The organism is Pseudomonas sp. PDM28 (assembly GCF_019219115.1).
GTDB classification, from domain to species: domain Bacteria; phylum Pseudomonadota; class Gammaproteobacteria; order Pseudomonadales; family Pseudomonadaceae; genus Aquipseudomonas; species Aquipseudomonas laurylsulfatiphila.
In genome coordinates this window covers 217,951-241,681 of the sequence record NZ_JAHUWG010000009.1, presented here as the reverse complement: position 1 = coordinate 241,681, position 23,731 = coordinate 217,951, and the positions used below count along the sequence as shown (strand labels likewise).

The window sequence follows — 23,731 nt, the reverse complement described above, 5'->3', positions numbered from 1 at the left end:
ATTGATGCGGAGATATCAGATGCGTTACTCGCAGGACCATAAAGCCCAGACCCACCAACGCATAATCAAGGAAGCTTCAGCACGATTTCGACGCGACGGTATCGGCGCGACCGGGCTGCAACCCCTGATGAAAGCACTGGGCCTGACTCACGGTGGCTTTTACTCGCACTTCAAGTCCAAAGACGAACTGGTGGAAAAAGCCTTGCAAGAGGCAGGTGCACAAGTCGACGAGTTGTGTGCGCAAATCTTCGCCGAGGAGCATCCACTCGAAGCCTTCATCGACACTTACCTTTCCGAATGGCATCAAACCTCACCCCACGAAGGCTGCCCGCTGTTGACCATTTCTTCGGAACTGGGGCTGCGTGGTCAACCGAGTCCGACCAGCGACGCCGTACTCCAGGCGCGACTCGATCAGATCCGGCACGCCCTTGACGGAGAGCACACCGCCGACCGTAGCATCGTCATCATGTCTACGCTGGTCGGCGCCTTGCTGTTATCGCGCAGCGTGGCCGACGCCGGGTTTGCCCAACGGATTCTCGACGTTGCACGCGAACACCTCAAACACCCGCAGGATTAACCCTGCCAACGCTTGAACAACACGCTGGCATTGACCCCGCCAAATCCGAAGCCGTTGGACAACGCATATTCGATGGCCATCGGCCGTGCATTGCCATGAACAATGTCCACGCCTTCAGTGGCAGGGTCCGGTTTTTCGAAGTTGAGGGTCGCCGGCACGACCTGGTCGCGGATCGCCAGCAATGTAAAAATCGCTTCGAGCCCACCCGCTGCACCGAGTAAATGCCCGGTCGCCGACTTGGTTGATGTCACGGCAATTCCATTTTGCGCCCCGAACAATGCCTTGATCGCCGCCAGCTCACCCAGATCCCCCACCGGAGTCGAGGTCGCATGAGCATTCAGATGCTGGACCTGAGCCGGTGAAACACCGGCCTGTGCCAATGCCAACGACATCGCTCGCCGCGCACCGCTGCCGTCCTCGGGACCGGCGGTCAGGTGATAGGCATCGGCGCTGGTGCCGTAGCCGACCAGCTCCGCCAGGGGCTTGGCGCCCCTGGCCAGCGCATGCTCCAGAGACTCGATGACCAGCAGCCCGGCCCCTTCACCCATGACAAAGCCATCGCGACCACTGTCGAAAGGTCGTGAAGCGCGCTCAGGCGTGTCGTTGTAGGCACTGGACAAGGCGCGAGCAGCGGCGAACCCGGCAAGGCTGACCCGATCGATCGCCGCTTCCGCACCGCCGCACACCGCGATATCCGCCTCGCCCGTGCGAATCATTCGCGCCGCGTCGCCAATCGCCTGAACCCCGGCGGCGCATGCCGTGACCGGCGCACCCAATGGCCCCTTGAAGCCATGCTGGATCGACACATGACCGGCCGCAAGGTTGACCAGAAATGAAGGAATAGTGAATGGAGACAAACGCCTCGGACCACGGCTATCGGTAGTGCGCACCGCGTCGGCAATCGCGCCGAAACCACCCACGCCTGAACCGATGATGGTGGCCGTGCGCTCCTGGGCATTGGCATCCAGCGCTTGCCAGCCGGCTTGCTCCAGTGCCTGACGCGCGGCTTCCATGGCGAACAGAATGAAGCGGTCCATCTTCTTCTGTTCCTTGGGTGGCGTCGCCAGGTCCGGATCGAAACCCGCCTGCGGATCATCAGCCAGCGTCGGCACCGCTCCGCCGACCTTGGCCGGCAAATCGGCAACCACCTCATCCGGCAGATTACGCAGCCCGGAACGCCCGGCCAACAGCCGCTTCCAGACCACTTCGACACCGCTCCCCAGCGGCGACACCAGGCCCATGCCTGTTACAACCACACGACGATCACTCATACCACTCACACCTCAATCTTTTTGATGGCACTTACCGATAACGGGCAGCAGCCTTGCTTTTGGACAGGTTAGGCGCCATCACAAGACGCGCCGCCACGAACGCATTCCAATCCGCCGCATCGGGCAATGAAGGAATGGTGATCAATTCACCCTGATCCAGACCTGACAATGCAGCATCGACCATCTCACCCGCCTCCATCACCATGTCCGCAGGAATTTGTGACGCATCGATGCCGGAGCGCTCCCAGATCTCGGTTCGGGTCACACCGGGCAGCACCGCCTGGATCTTCACCCCGGTGCCGTCCAGTTCGGCGTTCAACGATTGAGTCAGGCTCAATACATAGGCCTTGCTGGCGCTGTAGGTCGCGTTGAAACGCTCGGGAAACAAGGCCACCACCGACGCAATATTGATGATTGTGCCGCGCCCGGCCTTGGTAAAACCGGCTGCGGCCGCCGCGGCCAATCGCGTGACAGCGGTGATGTTCAACTGAATCATTCGCTCCAGTTGGTCGAGATCGGCATTGGCCAAAAGCCCGTCCGCCGCCACACCGGCGTTATTGAGCAACAGACTGATACTCGAATCGCTGCGTAACCGCTGTTCGAGCTGCAGCACGTCTGCTTTTTGAGTCAGGTCCGCCTTCAGCACTTCAACCTTGATCCCATGCTCCGAGCGCAGTTTGCTCGCGGCCGCTTCCAGCCGCTGCTCGTCGCGAGCCACCAGCAACAAATCAAAACCACGGGCCGCCAACCGCTCGGCGTAAACCGCCCCGATACCTGAGGAAGCACCGGTGACAAGGGCCGTACCTTGGGACTGAACTGAATTCATGACAGTGCTCCTGAAAGATGCTGAGGGACGCCTGACACCAACGCACACTGGCGCAAGCCGCATTCATTATAGACATAATTTAAACGCAATATGATAGTCGTAATTTTATTTCTCGAGAAACGCTCGGCTCTCGTCGGTGACCCTGCCAGAATGAGAGTAGACCCTGAATGAACATGAAACCGCGCCGGCCCTGTGCGATGGAATGAATGGTATTGCGGGCTGACCGATCAATGATGGGGGATGAACAACGCGCTTTAAGGGTACCTTGGGGACAGGGGGACATGCGTAGAACCAGTCCTTGAGCCATCGAAGCGATGCCAGACCGACCTTGCATACGTATTTGCGACTGTTTCTCACCCTTGCTGTTTGGTTTCAAATGCAGGAAAATCCAAAAAAATTTAACCAGATGTAAAATTTTCAACCCTGGATGACGATATTTTCAAGAAACACTTTTGGAGCGTCTGTCCAAACTTTCAGAGCGCGTAATGAACATTCCAGTAAATACAATTAATACTCCCGGACACGATGTTGCTGAAGTAAAGGAGCTTATTGGTAGCCTCTGGAGCCAACGGCCGATTATTTTACTATTTACTGCACTGACTGTTACCGCCGCCATTGCTTATGCTCTATTGGCAACTCCGGAATATGAAGTCGAAACGACTGTTCGACCTGTTCCAATGGCAGATCTTGACGAGTTGAATGAGTCTGGACTTTACAAAATCCTGCCAAATGATGCGCTGAATAACGTTGGCTCATCAATGCAGTCTTATGATGTCCGCCTTAAGTTCTTCCAGGCCAACCCGCAGTTCCTTGCACCCTTGCAGGTGCCAGGGCAATCCCTTGAAGAGACATTTGAAAAATTCAACGAAAAAGCATTTTCGCTTGAAAAAATCGATCCTAGAAAGAGCTCCAGCCTTACCGAAGCCGTTGGTCTTAGTCTCAGATACCCTCAGGGTGTAGATGGTGTAGGCATCTTGAAAGGTTTTACCGACTACGTCGTCAAAGTCGAAAAGGAAAAAGTCGCTGCAAACCTGAAAACACTGATTGCCAACCGCATCGAGAATGTAGAAAAAAAGCTGGAGTCAAAAAAATCTATCTATGAGGCGGAAAAAGACTCCAGAATCGCGCACTTGCTGGAAAAAGATCAATTAAAGAAACAAGTACTTCAAGACGAACTCAAAGCGCTGCGTCAACAACTGCAAAGCCGTCGCCAGAACCGCATCAAAGAGCTTGATGAAGCCATCGTTATCGCCAAGAAACTCGGCATCGTAAAACCCACCACACCTTCGGCGCTGGGAGATGGAGAGCAGACACATCAGGGCAACATGATCCGCACCGAAGTCAACAATCAGAAAATACCGCTGTATTTCCTGGGACAGGCGGCACTGGAAGCGGAACGCGCCACTCTGGTAGCTCGTAATTCCGATGACTTCACCGAGCCGCGTATCGATGAAATTCAAAAGGAACTGAGCCTGCTGGCCACCAACCGCGAAGCGGCACTGCTCAAAGAACGGAATCATCCTGAGCTGTTTCTCAAGGAGTTCGCGGATATCCGCGGAGAATTGACTCACTTGAAACAAGTGGATGTAAACTTCGATCAGTTCAACCTGGTTCAAGTTGATAAAGATGCCACACCACCTCAAGCGCCGATAAAACCGAAGAAGGCCCTGATCGTTGGATTTGGTCTGATCTTTGGACTCTTGCTCGGCGTGGGTGTCGCGATTCTTCGTCGCGCCATGTTCTCACTGCAGACATCTCGTCGCTAAATGTCGAGTGCTGCGCTTGCTCTGCAAGCGCAGCCGACTTGGTTAAAAGGCGACAACTTATTCGCGCAGTGTCTCGGGTGAAGTGATCACCTGATCATTCCCGCTCAACCAGACATTCACGCTCTCGACACTTTCTTGCGACAACTTTCCGGCCCAGCGATTGAGAATAAAAAGATTGGTTATAAAATCGTATTGAGTCTTGAGCAGATCGCGACGTGCCGTGAACTCATTCTGCACCGCCGTCAATACATCCACGGCATTAACCACGCCGTAGGTGAATGCCTTTTCCGCGGCAATGCGCGACTGTTCGGCCGAAGCCAGTGCATTGCGATTGGCACGAATCTTTTCCACGCTTGAGTCTGCAGTCAAATACGCGTTAGTCGTTTCCTTGACCACCTGACGACGCGTCGCCACCAATTGCTGTTCCGCGGTGAGCTGATCCTGATACAACTGCCTGACCCGCGCGGATGTCGCACCACCGCTATAGATCGGAATCTGTACCCCCACACCCGCGACATAGCTGTCGGTCTGCGGCGCCAACGAATTGTTGTAACCCTCGTTGGTTTGTTGTGCGCTCAGGTTCAGATTGACCGTGGGATAGTGTCCGCCCTTACCGGCGCGCAGGGCAGCCTCGGCAGCCTCCTGAGCATTTTCACTGGCCTTGATCGCCGGATTGTCGGCGATCGCCAAATTCACCCAACTCTCCAGGCTTTCGGCGGACACCTTCAATTCGACGTCATTACGCACACGACTGAGCTTCTCTTTGATCGGCCGTCCGATAATCTCCGACAACGCGACGCGGCTCAGACTGGACTGGTTACGCGCTTCGACTTCCTGGGCGGCCAGCGAATCGACTCGAGCCTGGAGATCCAGCAAATCGGTAACCATTGCCAACTGTTTGCTGTAGAGCGCACTGACCCGGTCGAGGTTTTTCTGGGTAGCCCTGCGCTCGGCCTGCACCAGTTCAAGTTCATCATCGGCAGCCAATGCTGCAAAGTAACGCTGCGCAAGATCCACCGTGGCTTCGGCCTGAGCCTCCTTTGATTCGGAGTCCGCCTGCTTTGCCAGGCTTTTGAAGTGCTGGTAGTTTTCCCAGGCAGCCTTGTTATACAAAGGCTGGGTCAACCCCACCGAATAATTGCGGCTGTCGTAGGCCTCGTCGATCTGAATGTTGTTCTGTTTGATCCGGTTGAATCCGGCGTTAGCCGTCACCGAGGGCAACAGACTGCCAAATGCCTGGTTTTGCTGTTCGACCCCGGATTGCGCCTTGGAGTAAGAAGCGATCACCCGAGGGTCTTCCAGGCGTGACTCGCGGTACAACTGCATCAAGTCAACCGAGTAGTTCTGTTTACTGACCGAAGCCGTTGGCGGTGTCGTGATAGAGGACCGGGCGACGGGCGCTTCGGCGGCGTGGACAGGCATTGCCATCGAACCCAATACCAGGCAGGGAAAGAGACGCACGATCACTCCTCGATCATCGACTGGGCGATAACGTTACGTGCCGGCTGCATCAAGTACTGCAGCATGGTGCGTTCTCCGGTGTTGATCAATACGTCTGCCGGCATGCCCGCCAACAACTTGCGATCACCCAGTTTGCGCGCCCCTTCCCGAGTCACGCTGATCCGGGCCAGGTAGTACGGCGCACTGGTTTTTTCGTTGATCAGGCGGTCGCCGGAAACACTGGTCACTCGACCTTCGATGACAGGAGTCGTGGCCGTGTTGAAGGCATTGAAGCGAATGTCCGCCAACTTGCCGACAGCGATTCGGTCGATGTCATTGGGTGAGACCTGTGCCTCGACCACCAGATCGGAAACCGATGGAACGATATCCAGCAAGGGCGTCGCGGGTCGCACGACGCCACCGATGGTGTGAACCGTCATGCCGATCACCATTCCGTCATCCGGAGCGCGGATAACCACCCTGCTCAGGCGATCCTCCAGCGCCGAGGCTTTTTCCTGCAAGTCATAGGCCTTGGTCTGGGTCTCTGCCAACTGCTTGGTAACGTCGGCGCTGAAGTCCTTGTCGATCTGCAGGATCTGCAACTGGGTTTCGTTGATCTGCAACTTGGTCTTGATGTTGGTCGAGCGGTGATCCGCCACTTCAGACTTGAGCAAGTCCAGCTTGCGTGCCTGTTCGAGCATGCGCTGTTTGTCGACAAAACCCTGGGCCAGCAACTCTTTCAATTCGGCAATTTCGCCGCTATAGGATTCCTGCAAGCTGGTCTTGGTACCGATCATGGTGTCGGTTCCCTTGATTTGCTGATTCAGCTGACCAATACGCTCTTGCAGGACCGAGATTTGTCCAAGTCGCGAGCTACGCCTTGCGTTGAACACCTGAGTCTCGCCGTAACGCGCCTCGGCACTTCGCTGATTATCGGAAATGAGGTCCTTCGGGAATGCGATCGCCGGCAGGTCATCCCGCTCGGCGAGCAGGCGCGCCTCCATTGTCCTGGCAGCAATCAACTGGCTGCGGGTCATTTCGTACTCGGAGCGCAGTTGAGCGTCATCGAGCACGATGATCGGGTCGCCTTTTTTCACGACATCGCCATCATGGGCAAGCAGATCCTTGACGATGCCGCCCTCCAGATGCTGCACCGTCTTGCGATAGGTTTGCACGGTGACGACACCCGGCGCGTAAGCCGCGCCGTCCAGCGGAGCAAACGCCGCCCATCCGCCGAACAGGCCGAACGTCACCAATACAATGAGAAATCCTTTACGGCGTACGGATCTGTCGGACATGGGCAGATCTGCGAAAGTATCGGCAGGAGTAGTGAGCGTGCGGTTCATCGATAACTTCCTGTCAAACTTCGGTCGAAGCGACTTCTGTGCCTGCCCGTGCGGCAGGCTTTTGCTGGGCGGCCGATTGATTCGCGTTGAGTTGCGCCAGGACCTGGTCCCGCGGACCGTACAAACTGATCGTGCCGGCGTTCATCACCAGCAAGCGGTCAAGCTGGGCCAGAATCGAGGTCCGGTGGGCGATCACGAAAACCGTTGCCCCGGTGAGTTTTATCTGTTGCAGCGCCAACGCCAGCGCTCGCTCACCGACCTCGTCCAGGTGAGCGTTCGGCTCATCCAGCACGATAAGCCGCGGGCTGCCATAGATTGCCCGGGCCAATCCGATACGTTGCCGTTGCCCACCCGACAGATTGATGCCGCCCTCGCCGATGACCGTATCGTAGCCATCAGGCAGCATCAGAATCATTTCGTGGACACTCGCGGTCCTGGCCGCCAGCACGACTTTATCCGGGTCCACGACACCAAAACGCGCGATGTTGTCGCTGATAGTGCCTTCGAACAATTCAATGTCCTGCGGCAAATACCCGAGGTGCGGTCCCAATTGGCTTTTGTCCCAATTGGCAATATCGGCAGTATCCAGACGGACGACGCCGTGCTGTGGTTTCCATACGCCCACCAAGGCCTTGGCAAGCGTCGACTTGCCCGAGGCGCTTGGCCCGACGACACCGATCATCGCGCCTGCCGGTGCGTTGAAACCGATGCCTTTGATGATCGCGGTCTTTGCGCCTGGAGCACCCAGGGTGAGGTTCTCCACCGTCACATGACCGATTGGAGCGGGCAATTGCATACGCTCGGGTTCGGCTTTTTGCTGGTCGAGAATGCCGTTCAGTCGTGCGTATTGTGAACGGGCGGCGATGAATCCTTTCCAACTGCCGATCATCAAGTCCAGAGGGGCCAGCGCTCGACCCAGCAGCACTGAACCCGCGATTACCAGCCCGGCGTTGATCTCATGGCTAACCGCCAGATAAGCGCCGAGGCCGAGAATCAGTGATTGAACAAGCAGACGGAAAGTCTTGGATATCGACGTGATGATCCCGCTGCGATCGCTGGCTCGGGATTGCAGCAGCAGCACTTTCTTGTGCCGCAGACTCCAGCGCGACATGAGGGAGTCAAGCATGCCCATGGACTCGATCACTTCGGCATTGCGCAAATTCTTGTTGGTTTGCAGCGTCGAACCAATGCTCTCTTTATTGGCCGCTGCCAGAACCTTGCCCGTGGATTGCTCATTGATAATGGCCAGCGCCAGCAAGATCACCGCACAACCGATCGCCGTCCAGCCAAACCAGGGATGAAACAGGAACAACACCGCGACATAGATCGGCAGCCACGGCGCATCAAAAAAAGCGAACAGTCCGTTCCCGGACATGAATTGGCGCAGCCCGGTCAGATCGCTGAGCGGTTGGGCCGACGCGTCCTGGCCACCGCTGTCCAGGGCCCGTTTGAAACTGGCCCTGTAGACATCCCGGCCCAGCAACACGTCGAGCCTGGTGCTGACACGAACCATGATCCGCGAGCGTACCCACTCCAGCAGGCCCATCGTCACGAGCAGAAAGGTCAGAATGATGGTCAACATGGCCAACGTCGTCAGGCTGCCGCCCGTGACGACCCGCCCGTAGACCTGAAGCATGTAGAAGGTCGGGACCAACATCAGTGCGTTGATGAACAGGCTGAAAAAACCCACCGACATGAAACTGCTCCTGCAGGCCCTCAGGGCTTCCTGCAAGCTGTTTTCGGGTGTACTGCGTATCATCTCGGGACTGACAACCTGGCGTGTTGATCGGGGGATTGCGGGGCGCGCGAGTGTATCACCTGAGCGACGTATGCAGAATGAAATCGCCACTATCCTGGCTTGCGATGTAGTCGACGAGCAGCGCTGGTTGTGACTCTTTGAAGTGTCATAATTTCGCTATAGTCAGTATGGGTTGTTTAACGTAGCGGCCAAATGACTGTAATATATGTGAAATTATTGGCCTGCAACGCCGTTTACAGAGCGATTCGGGTACAGGGAGCGGCCACCCAATCACTGCGGAGTCAGTTTTGACCAATTATTTTGCTTTACTCGCCAATATCGTCCGACAAGAAGCGGCTGAAACGGGCATGCTGCTCCAGGATGTCGCCCGCGAACTACTGTCCAACAATACAACTCACTCGGATGGCGCCTGGTGGGCACTCCACGGCAATGACCCTTACTATAGCGCCGAGCAAATTTATAAAACCGTCACAGGCGACCCGACTGCCGAACGCGCAGAACTTCTGTGCGGCAACATGGTTAACGTATTCAGCGGCCTCTGCGCGGAGCTTGGCCTGCAAAAACGCACCATCTGGACGTACTCAGACTCCCAGGGATTCTTCCAGGGACATACGTACCTTGAAATTTTCAATACCACAACCAACAAGTGGGAAATCCAGGACGCGGACTATAACGTCTATTACACCGACGTTCGCACGGGCGAACGTGTCGGTGTCAAAGACATGATGAACGCAGACGATATTGAAAATTTCATTCCTCATAATGCCAGTGTTTCCGGATGGTCGGACACCGGCGCAGAAGGCTTGCGCCTCGCCAATCTCTATGCAGCGCAAGTAATCACTACAGAGCATAAGCTCTATACCAGTAGCGACAGTCTGAGCGACACCTTGCTGGCCAGCATTGCCAACTCCCTTGGTGGAGTTTTTGACTATACGGTAGTAGCCGCTCCGGGCAATCCAGCCGTCACGCACTTTACAGATAGCAACGCAACCACCGAAAACTCACGAGCCACGATCACAGGGACCGCGGGCGCGGACTTCATTTCATATGACGGCAGTTCGATCAGCCCGGTGTTCGCCAATCTGATCGGAGGAGAGGGTAATGACACGCTTGCCCTACATTTTTCCGCTGGTCAACTTTATGGCAATGCGGGCAATGACGTCCTGATTGGCGGACAGCGAGCGGATCTCCTGGTCGGCGGTACAGGTGATGACTACATGTCCGGCGGAGCCGGTGCAGACCAGTATGCGTTTTCCAAGGGCGACGGCTTCAACGACGTCGTCGATAGTTTCGGCGTAGGAGCAGATCAACTCGTTTTCCTCGGCGTCAGCGGTGCCGGCGGTACAGGCCGCACACAAATTTCGCAAAGTGATTTCAACTTGCGGGTCGATCAGACAATAACCGATGACGGCGTCTATCTTCGTTATGACATCGATGGCGATGTACGTTTTGATGGAGGGATGTTGCTCGAAGGCCGTACGACTCTGCTCACCGCCAGCGACGCTACTTTTATTTTCAACGCTGACCCCCTCAAAGACTTCAAAACCATGGCTGCCACTAGCAATGCCGGTTACGGGTACGCCGATCAAATCTTCGGCAGCAGCTCGGCAGACAAGATCCTCTACACCGGCACCTCAGGCGCCATACTGGCTGGCAGTGTCAGCGGCGTAAACAGCGGCAATGACGTCATCCAGTCTCGTTCGGATGCAAACTGCTCGCTGAACGGTCACGATGGCAACGACGTAGTGATTGGAGGTAACGGAAGCGACTTCATCGTCGGCGGTACCGGTGACGACCTGTTGATCGGCGGAAACGGTCACGACTTCTTCACATTCACTGCGGGCTCGGGCTCAGACACCATCCAGGACTTCAAGCAAGGTGAAGACACCCTGTACATATACGGCTGGACGGCTTCTACCAAGGCTGTGACGCAAACGCTGCAAGACAACGGGCTGGTTGTGACTTTCGACACCGCCGGCGATGGCGCTCACGGTGGCAATATCACGCTACTTGGCCAGACGACCTTGCTGGGCGATACCGACATGTTGTTTGCCTGAGTTCGGGTGATCAGCCCATCGGGCATTAGTTTCTCCAAAGAAAAAGGCCGATCAATGATCGGCCTTTGTCGTTTCTATATCACCTCAGTTCACTTCGATCCTGTCGCGGTTCCGGTCCAGAATCGCTTTGCCGATGCCCGTCACTTCCAGTAACTCGTCAACGGACGCAAACGCACCGTTACTTTCACGATAAGCAACAATCGCCTTGGCTTTGGCCTCGCCCACTCCAGTCAACTCACGTTGCAGCGTAGGTGCATCAGCACTATTGAGATCGACTTTGCCTGGTTGCGCCTTGGCGGCAACATCCTGCACCAACGGCGCATTCTTGACCTCAGGGGCGTTGACAGGGGCGGCGATTGCCGTGAGAGAGGTGCTGACGAGAAGGGCAAAAACCAGAGAATGGAAACTGCTTGTACGCATTAGTGAAGCTCCATGCCGTCGTTTGAGAAAGCAGCTTTTCCGCAGCTGCTCTCCAAACTTAGGCCATGACATCGAGCTGTCAAAAATGTGTACGTTACCGGATATGAAACAATCAGGGTTCCAGGCGGCGCTGCTGATAGATCCAGTCGACAATCTCACCGTCCGGGGTATAGCCGCTGACGGTGTCGCGCAACAATTGACGGACGCGTGCATAGTCGTCCTGATCCACCGCAGCAAGCAACTCGGTCAGTTTGACCTTCAGCACATCCCAGGACAGATGATCCTCGTTGGCCGTCATGATCATCGGGTGCTGAGTGGCCGCCACGTTGTCACCAATCAGCAACTCTTCGTAAAGCTTCTCACCCGGACGCAGCCCGGTGAACTCGATAGCGATGTCGCCATGCAGGTTCTTTTCCGAACGCACGCTCAGGCCGGACAAATGGATCATCTTCTCGGCCAGCTCGACGATCCTCACAGGTTCACCCATGTCGAGGACAAACACATCACCACCCTGTCCCATGGAGCCCGCCTGGATCACCAACTGCGCCGCTTCCGGGATGGTCATGAAGTATCGAGTGATCTTCGGATGCGTGACCGTCAGCGGGCCGCCCGACTTGATCTGCTTGTGAAACAACGGAATGACCGAACCCGATGACCCCAGGACGTTACCAAACCGCACCATCGTGAAGCGTGTTTTGTTCACACGGGAGACATTGCTCGTATCACCGAACAACACCGGAGCCAACTCGCGACTCAACGCTTGCAACGTCAACTCGGCAAGGCGCTTGGTGCTACCCATGACATTGGTAGGTCGTACGGCCTTGTCCGTCGAAATCAGAACGAAGTTGGCAACTCCTGCCTGGAGTGCGGCCTGGGCCGTATTAAGCGTGCCGATCACATTGTTGAGTACGCCTTCGGCAATGTTGTGCTCGACCATGGGCACATGCTTGTAGGCGGCGGCGTGATACACCGTGTCTACTCGCCAGGTTTTCATGACATCCAGCAATTTGTCCGAGTTGCGAACCGAACCGAGAATCGGCAAGAGACGGATGGACAGCGACTCTCGAGCGACCCGCTGCTCCAACTCGGACAGGATGGAGTAAAGATTGAACTCGCTGTGCTCAAACAGAAGTAGCGTTGTCGGACGCAGCGCCAGAATTTGCCGGCAAAGCTCGGAGCCAATGGAGCCCCCGGCGCCCGTGACCAACACGGACTGCCCCGTGATGCAATGTTCGAGTAAGTCCGCCTGGGCCGGCACTGCGTCACGCCCGAGCAGATCGGCAATGTCTACTTCCTGGATATCGTCGACCTTGACCCGGCCACTGGCCAGATCCATGAAACCCGGGACGCTTCGAACGTGCAGCGGAAAGCCTTCGAGAAACCCGAGAATCTCGCGACGGCGGCCCCGGTTGGACGAAGGGATAGCGAGGAGAATTTCCTGTGCACCGGTGTTATCGATCATCTGCTGGATGTGCTTGGGCTTGTACACCTGCAATCCGGAAATCACCCGATCAGCGATCCCGCTATCGTCATCGATAAAGGCAACAGGTCGCATGACGCGCCCCATCCGCAAGGCTGCAACAAGTTGATTACCCGCCGCCCCCGCGCCATAAATAGCCACTTTCGGCAAGCCGTCATCCCTGCTGGTGAACGGGACGTGCTGGGCGGCGCTGAACCAGTCGCCCATAAAGTACTGACGCATGGCCAGGCGCAGGCCGCCGATCATGATCAGGCTCAACCACCAATAGTTGAAAATGATCGAGCGCGGAACGACGTTTTGATGATTGCTGTACCAGTACACCACGACGCCAAGTATCAAGGCCGATAATGTCACCGCCTTGATAATGGCAATGAGCGCGTCATTTCCAAAGTACCGCATGACGGCACGGTACATGCCAAAGCGAACGAAAAGAGGAATGGCGATGACAGGTGCACTGACAAAAAGCCAGACATGCTGAGCGAACGGGTTGACCAGCTCGTCCACCCCAAGTCGCACGACAAAAGCCATCCACAGGGCAAACCAGACCAGCGAAATATCAGTCAGGACCTGCAGAATGCGTTTATGTCGTCTTGGCAGACTTAACAACTTTGCCCGAATCTTATCCATAACCCCTCTAAACACCTGTCGAAGCTCCTAGCATTGATACAGCAACTGCAGCTTTCGGTAACTCATTTACCGACAAAGCAATACTCAAGAACCAATGCGTTCATCACGCCTTGCCGGCAATTTCCAGTTCGCCCGCGTGAAACTTGAAAGCCAGCAACACCAGAGGCACATAGGCCAGGACCACACCTGCCGCGCCATCGATATATTGCATGACGACCAATATAGCCACTGGCACTAACCACAACAAATTGATCGCAGCAATTGTCAGCGTGACCGCCCGATGGCTGCCATATTGCCGTGAAGCATACTGGTATCCATGGCTGCGATGGGCCTCATAGACCTTATCCCCACGCAATAGCCGACGAATGAGGGTAAAGGTGGCATCGACAATGAAGACGCCCAACAAAATGAGCCAGGCCCAGAGAAACAGCGGATTCGTCCATGCCGCATACAGCGACATCACCGCCAGCACTATGCCCAGAAAACCACTGCCCGCATCGCCCATGAAAATCTTCGCTGGCGGGAAATTCCAGGCCAGGAAACCCGATACGGCCATCGCCAGCACCAGGGGAGCAATCGCAAGGCTGGTGTGACCTGCGATCCAGTAGACCAGGCAAGCACCGACACAGGCACAAATCGCCTCGACGCTGGCCAAGCCATCAATACCATCCATGAAGTTGTAGAGGTTGAGCATCCAGACCAGATAGAACGCACCGATGACATATCCGAACCAGCCGAGACTGAACTCGTAGCCGAACAGGTTGATCGGCGCCATCCCACCAATCCAGATCAATGCCCAGATGGCACCCGCGAAATGCGCAAGCAGGCGCCAACGCGCGGCAATATGCCCATGATCGTCGAGAAACCCGATGATCGCGATCCAGCCGCCGGCCCCCAGCAGAGCCAGCGCCATCGGCCAGGCGACGGCATCTGTCCACGCCAGGACTGGCAATGCGATCAGAAAGCTCAGGACGATAGCCACACCGCCACCCCGGGGGGTCGGGACCGAGTGTGAGCTACGCGCATTGGGAATATCTATCAAGCTGCGTGCCAATGCGTATTTGCGCAATGCACCGGTGCCCAAGAATGAAACACCCACCACCAACGCCAACAACCATATTGTGTTCAAAGGTCAACTTCCTGAAACAGCCAAAACCGATTCTGCAACCGAACCAGCACTGTCATAAGCCAGCTTGGCGCTGACTTTCCTTGTAGTGATTGGCAGTCGACGCAAGCGCCTCATCGACGCTGATCGGAGGAATCCAGCCCAGCAATTCTCGAGTCTTGCTTATATCGACTTGCAACGAACCGTACAGCCAGGCAAGGCGTGCCCATGAATGGCTGCCACCGGTTCCAGATCAGCAGAGGCCGCCAAACGACCCAATACCGCGCGACCTGCGAACCCCGTAACACCTGTCAATAAAGCACGCACTTTTCAAACCTCGATGACGCTCAGGATTTGGACCAGACAGTACGATTGATGTAGTCGGTATAACTCAACACGACCCGAACTACCTGCTTCGACACAGGTCCTGCCTGATAATCCCTCACGACCGGGATAACCCGCTGGCTGCGATCATGCTGACTGGTCACGACACGTACGGCATCCAGCACGCCTTCCACTTTCAGACCACTCATGATGAGTGTGCCTTCATCCATCCCTTCCGGACGCTCGTGAGCATTACGAATAGTAATGGCAGGCAGATTCAGCAGCGAAGCTTCCTCAGTGATGGTGCCGCTGTCGGACAACACGCAAAACGCCGACATCTGCAACTTGATGTAGTCGAGCAGACCGAATGGCTTCGAGAAACGAATCAGAGGGTGGTCCAGCGATTCGCCTATCGCCTCTAGGCGCTTGCGCGTACGAGGATGCGTGGAAACGATAATCGGGTACTGGTACTTGTCGGCCAGGGCTCGCAGCGTCTTGAGCAAGTCGCGAAGGTTTTCCGGCGTATCGACGTTTTCCTCACGGTGAGCGCTGATGATGAAGAACTTGTCCTGCTCCAGGGCTTCTCGCGCCAGCACGTCGGAAGTGAGGATTTTCGGCATGTAATAGTCGAGCACCTCCTCCATATGCGAGCCGGTCTTGATGATGGTTTCAGGACGAATGCCTTCAGCGATCAGGTAACGCCGGGCATGCTCGGTCAGGACCATATTGATGTCGCTGAGGTGATCGAGCACCTTGCGGTTCAACTCTTCAGGAACGCGCTGGTCAAAACAGCGGTTGCCGGCTTCCATATGGAACACCGGAATCTTGCGGCGCTTGGCGGCAATGACGGCCAGACAGGTATTGGTATCGCCGTAGAGCAGAAGTGCATCAGGCTTTTCGGCCTCAAATACTTCATCCGCCTTGGAAATGACTTCGGCGATGGTCTTGGCAGCAGTATCGCCCGCAGCACCCAGGAAGTAATCAGGCTTGCGAATTTCGAGATCATCGAAAAAAACCTGATTCAATTCGAAGTCATAGTTTTGACCCGAGTGAACCAACACATGATTAACCTGCTTATCAAGCTCGGCAATGACGCGGCTCATCTTGATAAGTTCTGGTCGCGTACCAACCAGCGTCATGACCTTAAGCATTAAGTTGCTCCTGAATGTATTCCAGGTTCAAAAGAAGTTTCTTCACGCCTTCAACACCCAGACGCTCAGTATTGTGCGAGGTGTAATCGTCCAGATCGGAAATTTCCTGCTCGCCTTCAACAAAGAACTTCTTGTAGTTCAGGTCACGATTGTCCGAAGGAATGCGGTAGTAACGCCCCATGTCTTGGGCTTTGGCCATTTCTTCGCGAGAGATCAGCGACTCGTAAAGTTTTTCGCCATGACGGGTGCCAATGACCTTGACGGTATTGTCGCGAGCAAAGAGCTCCTTGAGCGCTTGCGCCAGGTCCGCCACTGTCGAGGCAGGTGCTTTCTGGACGAAAATATCACCTTGCTCGGCGTGTTCGAATGCGTGCAGAACCAGATCGACAGAATCCTCGAGCGACATCAGGAAGCGTGTCATGTTCGGGTCGGTAACAGTCAGCGACTCGCCGCTCTGCAGCTGGTTGATGAACAACGGGATCACCGAACCTCGCGAAGCCATGACATTACCGTAGCGGGTTGCGCAGATCACCGGGCCTTTAGCCGGGATCATCCGCGACTTGGCAACCATCAGCTTCTCAGCCATGGCCTTGGAAATACCCATGGCATTAATCGGATAGACAGCCTTGTCGGTACTCAGTACAACGACACGTTGCACACCCGAAGCAATGGCCGCATTCAAAACGTTTTCGGTACCCATGACGTTGGTACGCACGGCTTCCATCGGGTAAAACTCGCAGGAAGGTACCTGCTTCAGGGCCGCGGCGTGGAAAATGTAATCCACACCCACCATGGCCTGATCAAGGCTATCGCGATCACGTACGTCACCGATGTAGAACTTCACTTTGTCATTGGACAAAGCAATGCGCATGTCTTCCTGCTTTTTCTCGTCACGGCTGAATACGCGAATCTCTTTTACGTCGGTATCCAGAAAACGCTTCAACACCGTATGGCCAAACGAGCCCGTACCGCCCGTGATCATCAAAACCTTATTATCAAACATATCTACCTACCCAAAACTGATTGAATTTAATGATCAACGCAACGCGCGCATCGATTTAACCAATTCCAACCATGAAGGTGGAACGTAACCGGTTGCAGCCTGAAACTTCGAGGAGTCCAGTGAGCGATCTATAGAAAGTTGACTGTCCGCGATGATATCGATTTCCTTTTCGTAAACTTCCGCTACCAGTTTCAGAAGAGACAACTTGTCAATCGGAGCCACCGATACATGGTAAAGGCCATGAAGCTCCGGATTCGGTATTACGTAGTCGCGAATGACACGTGCTAGTTCCGCAGTAGGCAACCCCGAAAAAATGGCCTTTTCATAGCCTTTAACGGCGCCATTCTGGGAAAGAAACCAGTCCACCAGCGAATACTGGCTTCCCAATTCGTGGCCAATGATGGAGGTCCGCAGGGTGATCGCATTCGATTCGGCATGTAGCTCGCCAATATACTTCGACTTACCGTAGAGATCTTCCGCGTCGGAGATATCCTCTTCGGTGTATGAACCCTTGCGACCGGAGAACACGCAATCGGTGCTGATGTGAATCAGGCGAGCCCCGGACAGCGCGCACAGCTTGGCAATGCGGTGCGGTAACATTGCATTGATCGGCAGAGCCGACAGAGGATCCTTGGCATCAGCCAGCTGCTTGATCAACCCAACGCAGTTGATGACGACATCCGGCTTTACCCGTGCCAGTACCGAAACCAGGGAATCATGGTCAAGCACGTCAACATTACTGATCAACGAAGCGTGGGTGTCTTCAGAAAAGTATCTGGCGCCATTCGGGTTGCGCAATGTGCCCCACACCTCAAGGTGCGGGTTTCCGTGGAATTGCCTGAACACCGTGCTACCCAGCATTCCGGTGACCCCTAACACAAGAACCTTCATTTTGACCTGCCTTTCAATTCGTTAATCCTGCTGTGGAGAAGCTCGACCAGGCGCTGGCTTTGCCGCTCCATTTCGAAATGCTCGAGGTAGTACGCTCGCCCTGACTGCCCCAACGATTCCCGTTGTTCCAGAGTCATGTGGAAAAGTTGTTCAATGCTGTTCGCCATACCTTCGGCGTCCTGCGCCGGACACGTCAGACCAGCCCCAGCCTCCTGAACGATGCGAGCGCCCTCGCCATCCAGTGCAGCAATGATGGGCCGCCCTGCTGCCAGGTAAGCCTGAACCTTACTGGGGATGGTATAGGAGAACGCCTCATTCTGCTTCAACGTCACTAACAAACCCGCTGCCCGGCTGAAAAAATGTGGCATTTCGCTCGCCGGGAAACGTCCGGCAAGGATGAGGTTGTCCAATGCTCGTGATTGCTTCTGACTTTCGATCCAGCTCAACATGCTGCCGCTGCCGACCAGAACAATTTTAAGGCCGGATAAACCGCGAAGCTTGTCCGCCACCTCGACGAGGGTTTCAACCGATTGGGCTGTCCCGAGGTTTCCGGCGAAAACCAGGCAGAAGTGATTCTCGAGCTCTGCAAGCAAGGGCGCGGGAATCCGGGTTTGCTCAGTACTTGGAGGCACGTCCTGATAGGAGTTTGGGTAATACACAATTTTACCCGGGTCAGCATAGCGGGAAACCGGCTCACGAAATGCTCGCGACTGAACCAGAAGCGTATCGGCGAACGCGTAAATGCCTCTCACCATCCAGCCCGCTAGACGCAGCGCTGTTTTGTTCTTGATGAATCCCGTTGCGCTCAGGCTCTCTGGCCACAGATCTTGAACCCAAATAGTCAGATGGCTCTTGAGCTTCCACTTCAGATAAATGGCAGGGATGGCCGCCGTAATGGGAGACATTGCAAATACAAAGATCGCATCGAAATTTTCGCCTTTGACTGCACGCGGGTAGTATCTCAGCCCATTCACGACGAAAGATAAATAATTCAACAGCAGGTTTTTTGCGCCCGATGAACCACGAGGCCTGAGCGGTGCGCGACAGATCTTGACCGAAGAGTCGTAGATTTCTTCCTGGTATCCAGAAGCACTGTAACCGTCGAATACAACTCCCTCCGGATAGTTTGGTTTCCCGGTGAGAACCTTTACGACGTGCCCCTGAGCAGTCAAATTCCTGACCAGATCATTAATAATAAAAAATTCCGGCCAAAAATATTGCGACACCACAAGAATTTTCATCTATCAAACACTTCCCTTTGCGCGTCCGGCCAAGGCCAGCAACTCGAACCACGTTTTTCTCGAGGTATTTTCCCAGTCAAACTTGTCACTTTGCGTTACAGCCGCGGTGGACAATTTCTTCAAAACATCTGGACTCGTTAACGCCTCGGAGAGAACATCTTTTATATTTTTTGAATCAAACGGCGAAAAATAAAGTGCAGCATCTGCTCCAAATTCCGGCATCGGCATTACATTGGAGCAGATCATTGGCCTACCGGAAGCCATAGCTTCAAGAAGAATATTCGGGCAGTTCTCACAGGACGAAGCAAAGAGATTCAGATAGGCGTGATGATACAGAGGAGGAAGGCTCTGATAGGGAATAGCACCCAATAACAGCACCTGACTTTCCAGGCCAAGTGTAGAAATCAGAGCTTTTACGCGCTCGGCCTCTGGCAGATGTGTTTCACCCACGAAAATCAGCGGAAACCTTTCGCGAAGCTCCTGAGGGAGGTTTGCGTAGGCATTGACAACCTCATAATGATGTTTGTAAACATCAAATCTCGACACATATAAAATGTAATCACCCACCGGAAGAAAATCAGGGCGAACGGGGTTATCGCTGTGAGTTCGAAACACCGAACCAATGCCATGGGGGATGGTGACGGCGTTTTTCACCTTGGTCAGCGACTCGATTACACTCCGCGCGTAATTGGAGATGAAGATTGTCAAATCAGCTTCCGACATGCTCTTGAGCATAATGCGGTTCAACAACCAGTTCCTGAGGCGCTGTAACCCCAACGGGATACTTTTGCGTACGCGCAAATCAAACGGGATCATGTTCCGAAACATCGTCGCAACCTTGCAGCCTGCAGGCGCACGAGTGCTGACTACCCCACCGGGGCAAAACAGTACGTCGGCCTTTTCCGCCTTCAAGATACCGGGCAGCGCCCACTTTTCCCAAAACGCCCTGAGAATCGGGTTCTCTGTGGGCCAGGCCGGTTCAACCCGACGGATCCGGGGATGATCCGGCAGCTTCAGTGAAGCCGGGGCGAAGACAACAATCTCAAGATCTTCGTTGACGGGAACAAATTGAAAAAGATTGATCAGGTATGTCTGACCTCCGCCAAGTCGGGCCGAGAGCGCGTTGAAAACTATCTTCATAGAACACCTTTGCTCAATATAATTAACGACTATTTTTATCAAGCCAGGACTGGAACATTAGAATATTCCACAAATGAAGACTGCGATCGTAGGTTCCGTTTTGATGCTGGACCCATGCCGAACGAATTTTCTGACAATCAAAATAACCCTCTCTCTTGATTCGCTCTTCCGTCAACAATTCTTCCGCCCATTCTCTAAGCGGCCCACGCAGCCATTGCGCCAGGGGAATGGAGAAGCCCGCCTTCGGCCTATCGAAGAATGAATTGGGTACATAGCGTTTCAGCAACTCACGAAGCGGCCATTTCCCAACACCATTTTTGATTAATTGGTCTGAAGACAAGGAAAACGCCAGTTCCGCAACTCGATGATCGAGCAATGGCGCGCGGGTTTCGAGGCTCGCGCTCATGGCGCCGCGGTCTACTTTAACCAGCAAATCGTCAGGCAAATATTGAGAAACGTCCCACCGACGCATTTCCTCAATATAGTCGTCCGCCGATTCCCAGCAAATAGCGCCCTGACCTTGACCGCCAGCTCCCAGCACGACGTTGTCATCAGGCTGCCACTGCGACATCAAACCGGTGTACATCTGTGCCAGACTCTCGGATGCCAGCAACTCGGACATTCTGTAGATGCGGCGACCATTCACTTTTGCTCGTACCGAACCCGGTAAAACAGAGCAGACGTTGTCCCACCCTTTTGAGGAAAGCGAGCGAAGTGAGTAAGCCATGACACGGCGTGCAGGCAATGGAAGCTTTTCTATACGCGCCCATAAGCCGGCAGTGATCTGGTAGCGGGGATAACCGGCAAAAAGTTCATCACCGCCGTCCCCGGACAGCGCAACAGATACATGTTGCTTGGTCATCCTGGAAACCAGGATTGTAGGGATCTGCGAGGAGTCGGCGAAAGGCTCGTCGTAAATTTCCGGCAAATGCGGAATGATCGAAACGGCGTCGTCCGCACCTAGATAAAATTCAGTGTGATTCGTCCCCAAGTGCTTGGCGATCGCCTTCGCATAAGGGGCTTCATCAAACTCAGGCTCGTTGAAGCCGATGGTGTAAGTGTTGATACTAGAACTGCTTTGCGACTGCATCAACGAAACAATCAGGCTTGAGTCCACCCCACCGGACAGGAACGCACCGAGTGGAACATCCGCAATCATCTGCGACTTCACCGCAGCCGACAGCCTTTCACCGACAACGTCCACCACTTCTTTATCACTAGCCTGAGACAACTCATCCCTTAATGCACTGGATTGCGCCAGTGACCAGTATGAAACAGGTGTCTGCAGGGAAGAAAAAGAGTCCACCGTAAGATAATGGGCTGGCGCCAGTTTCTTGATACCTTCGTAGATAGACTCAGGGGCTGGAACATAGCCAAATCTGACGAACTTCGCCAGTGCATGACGATCAATGCGCAGATCATCAGTAAAGGCCGCCTTGATTGCCTTCAACTCGGAGGAGAAAACAAACCGATTACCGACAATACCGTAATACAGGGGTTTTTCCCCCATACGATCCCGGGCTAACGTAATTGTCTTGCTGACTTTGTCCCAGACAGCGAATGCAAACATGCCGACCAGATTTTCGAGCGTAGTTTGTACACCCCACGCCTCGATCGCGGCCAGCAGTACTTCCGTGTCAGAGTGACCACGCCAGATACGTGTCAAACCGGAGTCAATCAGTTTTTGTCGCAACTCATTGAAATTATAAATTTCACCATTGAACACAATAACGAAACGCTCGTTATCGGACACCATTGGCTGACTTCCGTGTACCGACAACTCCAGAATAGAAAGCCGCCGATGGCCCAGCGAAACTCCACTATCGGCATCTGACCAAACTGCTCCGTCATCGGGCCCGCGATGTATCAGCGCATCCACCATTTTGCCAACGGCAAAGGCGCTCTGCTGATCCAACTTCCACCCGACAACTCCCGCAATTCCGCACATACCTACGCTCTCACTCCAGTGAAAATATTTAAACTCACTTCAAAACCCGGACGAGTTTCATCGCGAAGAATAATCCAAATGACAATACATAAAAAACCATCGCATTCAGCAAGCTTATTTCACCATACCAAACCCAGTGCATAACCGATGCAGCACAAAGCATATACAGAAAAAGCTGCAAGAAGTCTTCATCGCGCCAGCGCGAATCGACAAAACGCAAGAAACAGACGCTGATGAACCCATTGAAGAATACACCAAACAAGCCGAAGTTTTCGAACGCCACACCAGCGGCATGGATCCCGCCCATCCCGGTAATGAAGTACCAGTAGGCCGGGTTATCCACCGTAATGGGCTTCACTACACCGAAAGCCGTATAGATAGGAGAAGGTGCCAGCGAAAGAAACATATCGAGATAGGTCTGACCGTACCGCAGGTGCTCCCCATCCCAGAAGCCTGTCAACTGCTGGACGAGCGGCAGGATGATTGCATTCCAGGAATTGAACAAAAAGAATTGTTCAATATTATCCGTAGTTAAATCAACGTCCATGCGCACCATTGAAACGATAACGCCACTGCTCAGAACTACCAGCATAAAAGCCGCAACACATAACAATGTTTTGAATTTGATGAGATGACTGTAGCGAAACATCAAACCCAGCACATAGGCCACTACCAACACAACAAAATCCCGATCTCCGGTCATCGCGTTGGCAACGGAATAAGCCATCACCAGCAGCGTCGACAAGGCAAGCATGTACCATGATGGATAGGCAAACGCCAATGCAGTGAACGCAATGATAGAAAAAACCACCACAGCCTCAACACCCGCAAACATCTCGAGCATCGCTTCCACATTTATCAGTCTGAACAAAACAAAGAAGACCGAGACTGAAAGAAACACCAGTCCTGCCAACTTGAAGTCGATTGGCGAGAAAAAAGCATTGCGACGCGAGGAAGAATTTTCGGCAGGCACCAAAAGGCCCAACAGGTAGGCAGTCAGCCCGCCCGCGACGCCTAGAAACCAGACAAGCGAAAGTCTGAATACGAACTGCTCATCAAGGTAAAAACTATAGTCTCCGATCGGCCAAAGCGTAACGGTCTCGCTCCACAGACTGCTTACCAGTCCAAGGAAGGGCACCGAATAGCAGACTGCGTACAACGCAATCAGATATTTTTTGGATATCAGGCACAAAATGATTTGAACGATCAAAATCAGCAAACATGTCGAAACCAGTAATATAACCATGAACCTAACTCAAAAAATTAAAGCAACAGAACCAACCACCAGGTCCAACACTGGCCCCAACATCACTTACCGTCATGCGCATAGCGTGAGCATGACTCAAATCGAATATATTT

General features: G+C 54.2%; 18 protein-coding genes. 3 read left to right on the top strand and 15 right to left on the bottom strand.

The window, feature by feature from the left end:
* The first annotated feature begins 19 nt into the window (after positions 1–19).
* Positions 20–577 (top strand): TetR/AcrR family transcriptional regulator, encoded by a 558-nt coding sequence (locus tag KW841_RS21465; protein WP_218479671.1) that lies wholly within the window; start codon positions 20–22, stop codon positions 575–577.
* On the opposite strand, the gene fabF is transcribed toward KW841_RS21465, so the two are convergent.
* Together fabF and KW841_RS21455 are read right to left on the bottom strand one after the other, a co-directional pair.
* The gene (fabF, locus tag KW841_RS21460; RefSeq protein WP_218479670.1) at positions 574–1,848 is read right to left on the bottom strand and encodes a beta-ketoacyl-ACP synthase II; all 1,275 of its coding nucleotides are present in this window, start codon (positions 1,846–1,848) and stop codon (positions 574–576) included. The two genes, KW841_RS21465 and fabF, sit on opposite strands and share 4 nt — an antisense overlap.
* Before the next feature lie 31 nt (positions 1,849–1,879).
* Positions 1,880–2,674, bottom strand: a complete 795-nt coding sequence (locus KW841_RS21455) for an SDR family oxidoreductase (protein WP_218479669.1) — start codon at positions 2,672–2,674, stop codon at positions 1,880–1,882.
* Positions 2,675–3,159: 485 nt separating this feature from the next.
* Between KW841_RS21455 and KW841_RS21450 the strand changes: the two genes are divergently transcribed.
* Positions 3,160–4,440 (top strand): Wzz/FepE/Etk N-terminal domain-containing protein, encoded by a 1,281-nt coding sequence (locus tag KW841_RS21450; protein ID WP_218479668.1) that lies wholly within the window; start codon positions 3,160–3,162, stop codon positions 4,438–4,440.
* A 57-nt stretch (positions 4,441–4,497) separates the two neighbouring features.
* Here KW841_RS21450 and KW841_RS21445 read toward each other — a convergent pair whose 3' ends face one another.
* From KW841_RS21445 to KW841_RS21435, 3 genes are read right to left on the bottom strand one after another with little or no spacing between them, the layout of a single operon-like run.
* A complete protein-coding gene (locus KW841_RS21445) occupies positions 4,498–5,868 on the bottom strand; it encodes a TolC family outer membrane protein (RefSeq protein ID WP_218479747.1) in 1,371 nt (456 codons plus the stop codon).
* Between the two features lie 35 nt (positions 5,869–5,903).
* The gene (locus tag KW841_RS21440) at positions 5,904–7,226 is read right to left on the bottom strand and encodes an HlyD family type I secretion periplasmic adaptor subunit (protein WP_218479667.1); all 1,323 of its coding nucleotides are present in this window, start codon (positions 7,224–7,226) and stop codon (positions 5,904–5,906) included.
* Between the two features lie 13 nt (positions 7,227–7,239).
* Positions 7,240–8,982, bottom strand: a complete 1,743-nt coding sequence (locus tag KW841_RS21435) for a type I secretion system permease/ATPase (protein ID WP_218479746.1) — start codon at positions 8,980–8,982, stop codon at positions 7,240–7,242.
* A 290-nt stretch (positions 8,983–9,272) separates the two neighbouring features.
* On the opposite strand from KW841_RS21435, the gene KW841_RS21430 reads away from it, so the two are divergent.
* A complete protein-coding gene (locus KW841_RS21430; RefSeq protein WP_218479666.1) occupies positions 9,273–11,042 on the top strand; it encodes a calcium-binding protein in 1,770 nt (589 codons plus the stop codon).
* 84 nt (positions 11,043–11,126) lie between these two features.
* Here the strand turns inward: KW841_RS21430 and KW841_RS21425 are convergent, their stop codons facing one another.
* The 10 genes from KW841_RS21425 to KW841_RS21380 all read right to left on the bottom strand — a co-directional run bounded on the left by KW841_RS21425 (position 11,127) and on the right by KW841_RS21380 (position 23,591).
* A complete protein-coding gene (locus tag KW841_RS21425) occupies positions 11,127–11,462 on the bottom strand; it encodes a ComEA family DNA-binding protein (protein ID WP_218479665.1) in 336 nt (111 codons plus the stop codon).
* A gap of 112 nt (positions 11,463–11,574) precedes the next feature.
* Positions 11,575–13,569: a nucleoside-diphosphate sugar epimerase/dehydratase gene (locus KW841_RS21420; RefSeq protein ID WP_218479664.1), complete on the bottom strand. Its 1,995-nt coding sequence runs from the start codon at positions 13,567–13,569 to the stop codon at positions 11,575–11,577.
* Positions 13,570–13,672: 103 nt separating this feature from the next.
* A complete protein-coding gene (locus KW841_RS21415; protein ID WP_218479663.1) occupies positions 13,673–14,698 on the bottom strand; it encodes a glycosyltransferase family 4 protein in 1,026 nt (341 codons plus the stop codon).
* A 323-nt stretch (positions 14,699–15,021) separates the two neighbouring features.
* Positions 15,022–16,149, bottom strand: coding sequence for a non-hydrolyzing UDP-N-acetylglucosamine 2-epimerase (gene wecB, locus KW841_RS21410; RefSeq protein WP_218479662.1), 1,128 nt, complete (start codon positions 16,147–16,149; stop codon positions 15,022–15,024).
* On the bottom strand, positions 16,142–17,152 hold the full coding sequence (locus KW841_RS21405) for a polysaccharide biosynthesis protein (RefSeq protein ID WP_218479661.1): 1,011 nt from the start codon (positions 17,150–17,152) through the stop codon (positions 16,142–16,144). Before KW841_RS21405 ends, wecB begins: the two co-directional genes overlap by 8 nt.
* Before the next feature lie 33 nt (positions 17,153–17,185).
* Positions 17,186–18,043: an SDR family oxidoreductase gene (locus KW841_RS21400; RefSeq protein WP_218479660.1), complete on the bottom strand. Its 858-nt coding sequence runs from the start codon at positions 18,041–18,043 to the stop codon at positions 17,186–17,188.
* On the bottom strand, positions 18,040–19,284 hold the full coding sequence (locus KW841_RS21395) for a glycosyltransferase family 4 protein (RefSeq protein ID WP_218479659.1): 1,245 nt from the start codon (positions 19,282–19,284) through the stop codon (positions 18,040–18,042). Before KW841_RS21395 ends, KW841_RS21400 begins: the two co-directional genes overlap by 4 nt.
* 3 nt (positions 19,285–19,287) lie before the next feature.
* Positions 19,288–20,424 carry a glycosyltransferase family 1 protein gene (locus tag KW841_RS21390; RefSeq protein ID WP_102700297.1) on the bottom strand — a complete coding sequence of 379 codons (1,137 nt, stop codon included), beginning with the start codon at positions 20,422–20,424 and terminating at the stop codon, positions 19,288–19,290.
* A 22-nt stretch (positions 20,425–20,446) separates the two neighbouring features.
* On the bottom strand, positions 20,447–22,372 hold the full coding sequence (gene asnB / locus KW841_RS21385; protein WP_218479658.1) for an asparagine synthase (glutamine-hydrolyzing): 1,926 nt from the start codon (positions 22,370–22,372) through the stop codon (positions 20,447–20,449).
* Between the two features lie 34 nt (positions 22,373–22,406).
* Positions 22,407–23,591, bottom strand: a complete 1,185-nt coding sequence (locus KW841_RS21380) for a hypothetical protein (protein ID WP_218479657.1) — start codon at positions 23,589–23,591, stop codon at positions 22,407–22,409.
* Positions 23,592–23,731 lie beyond the last annotated feature (140 nt).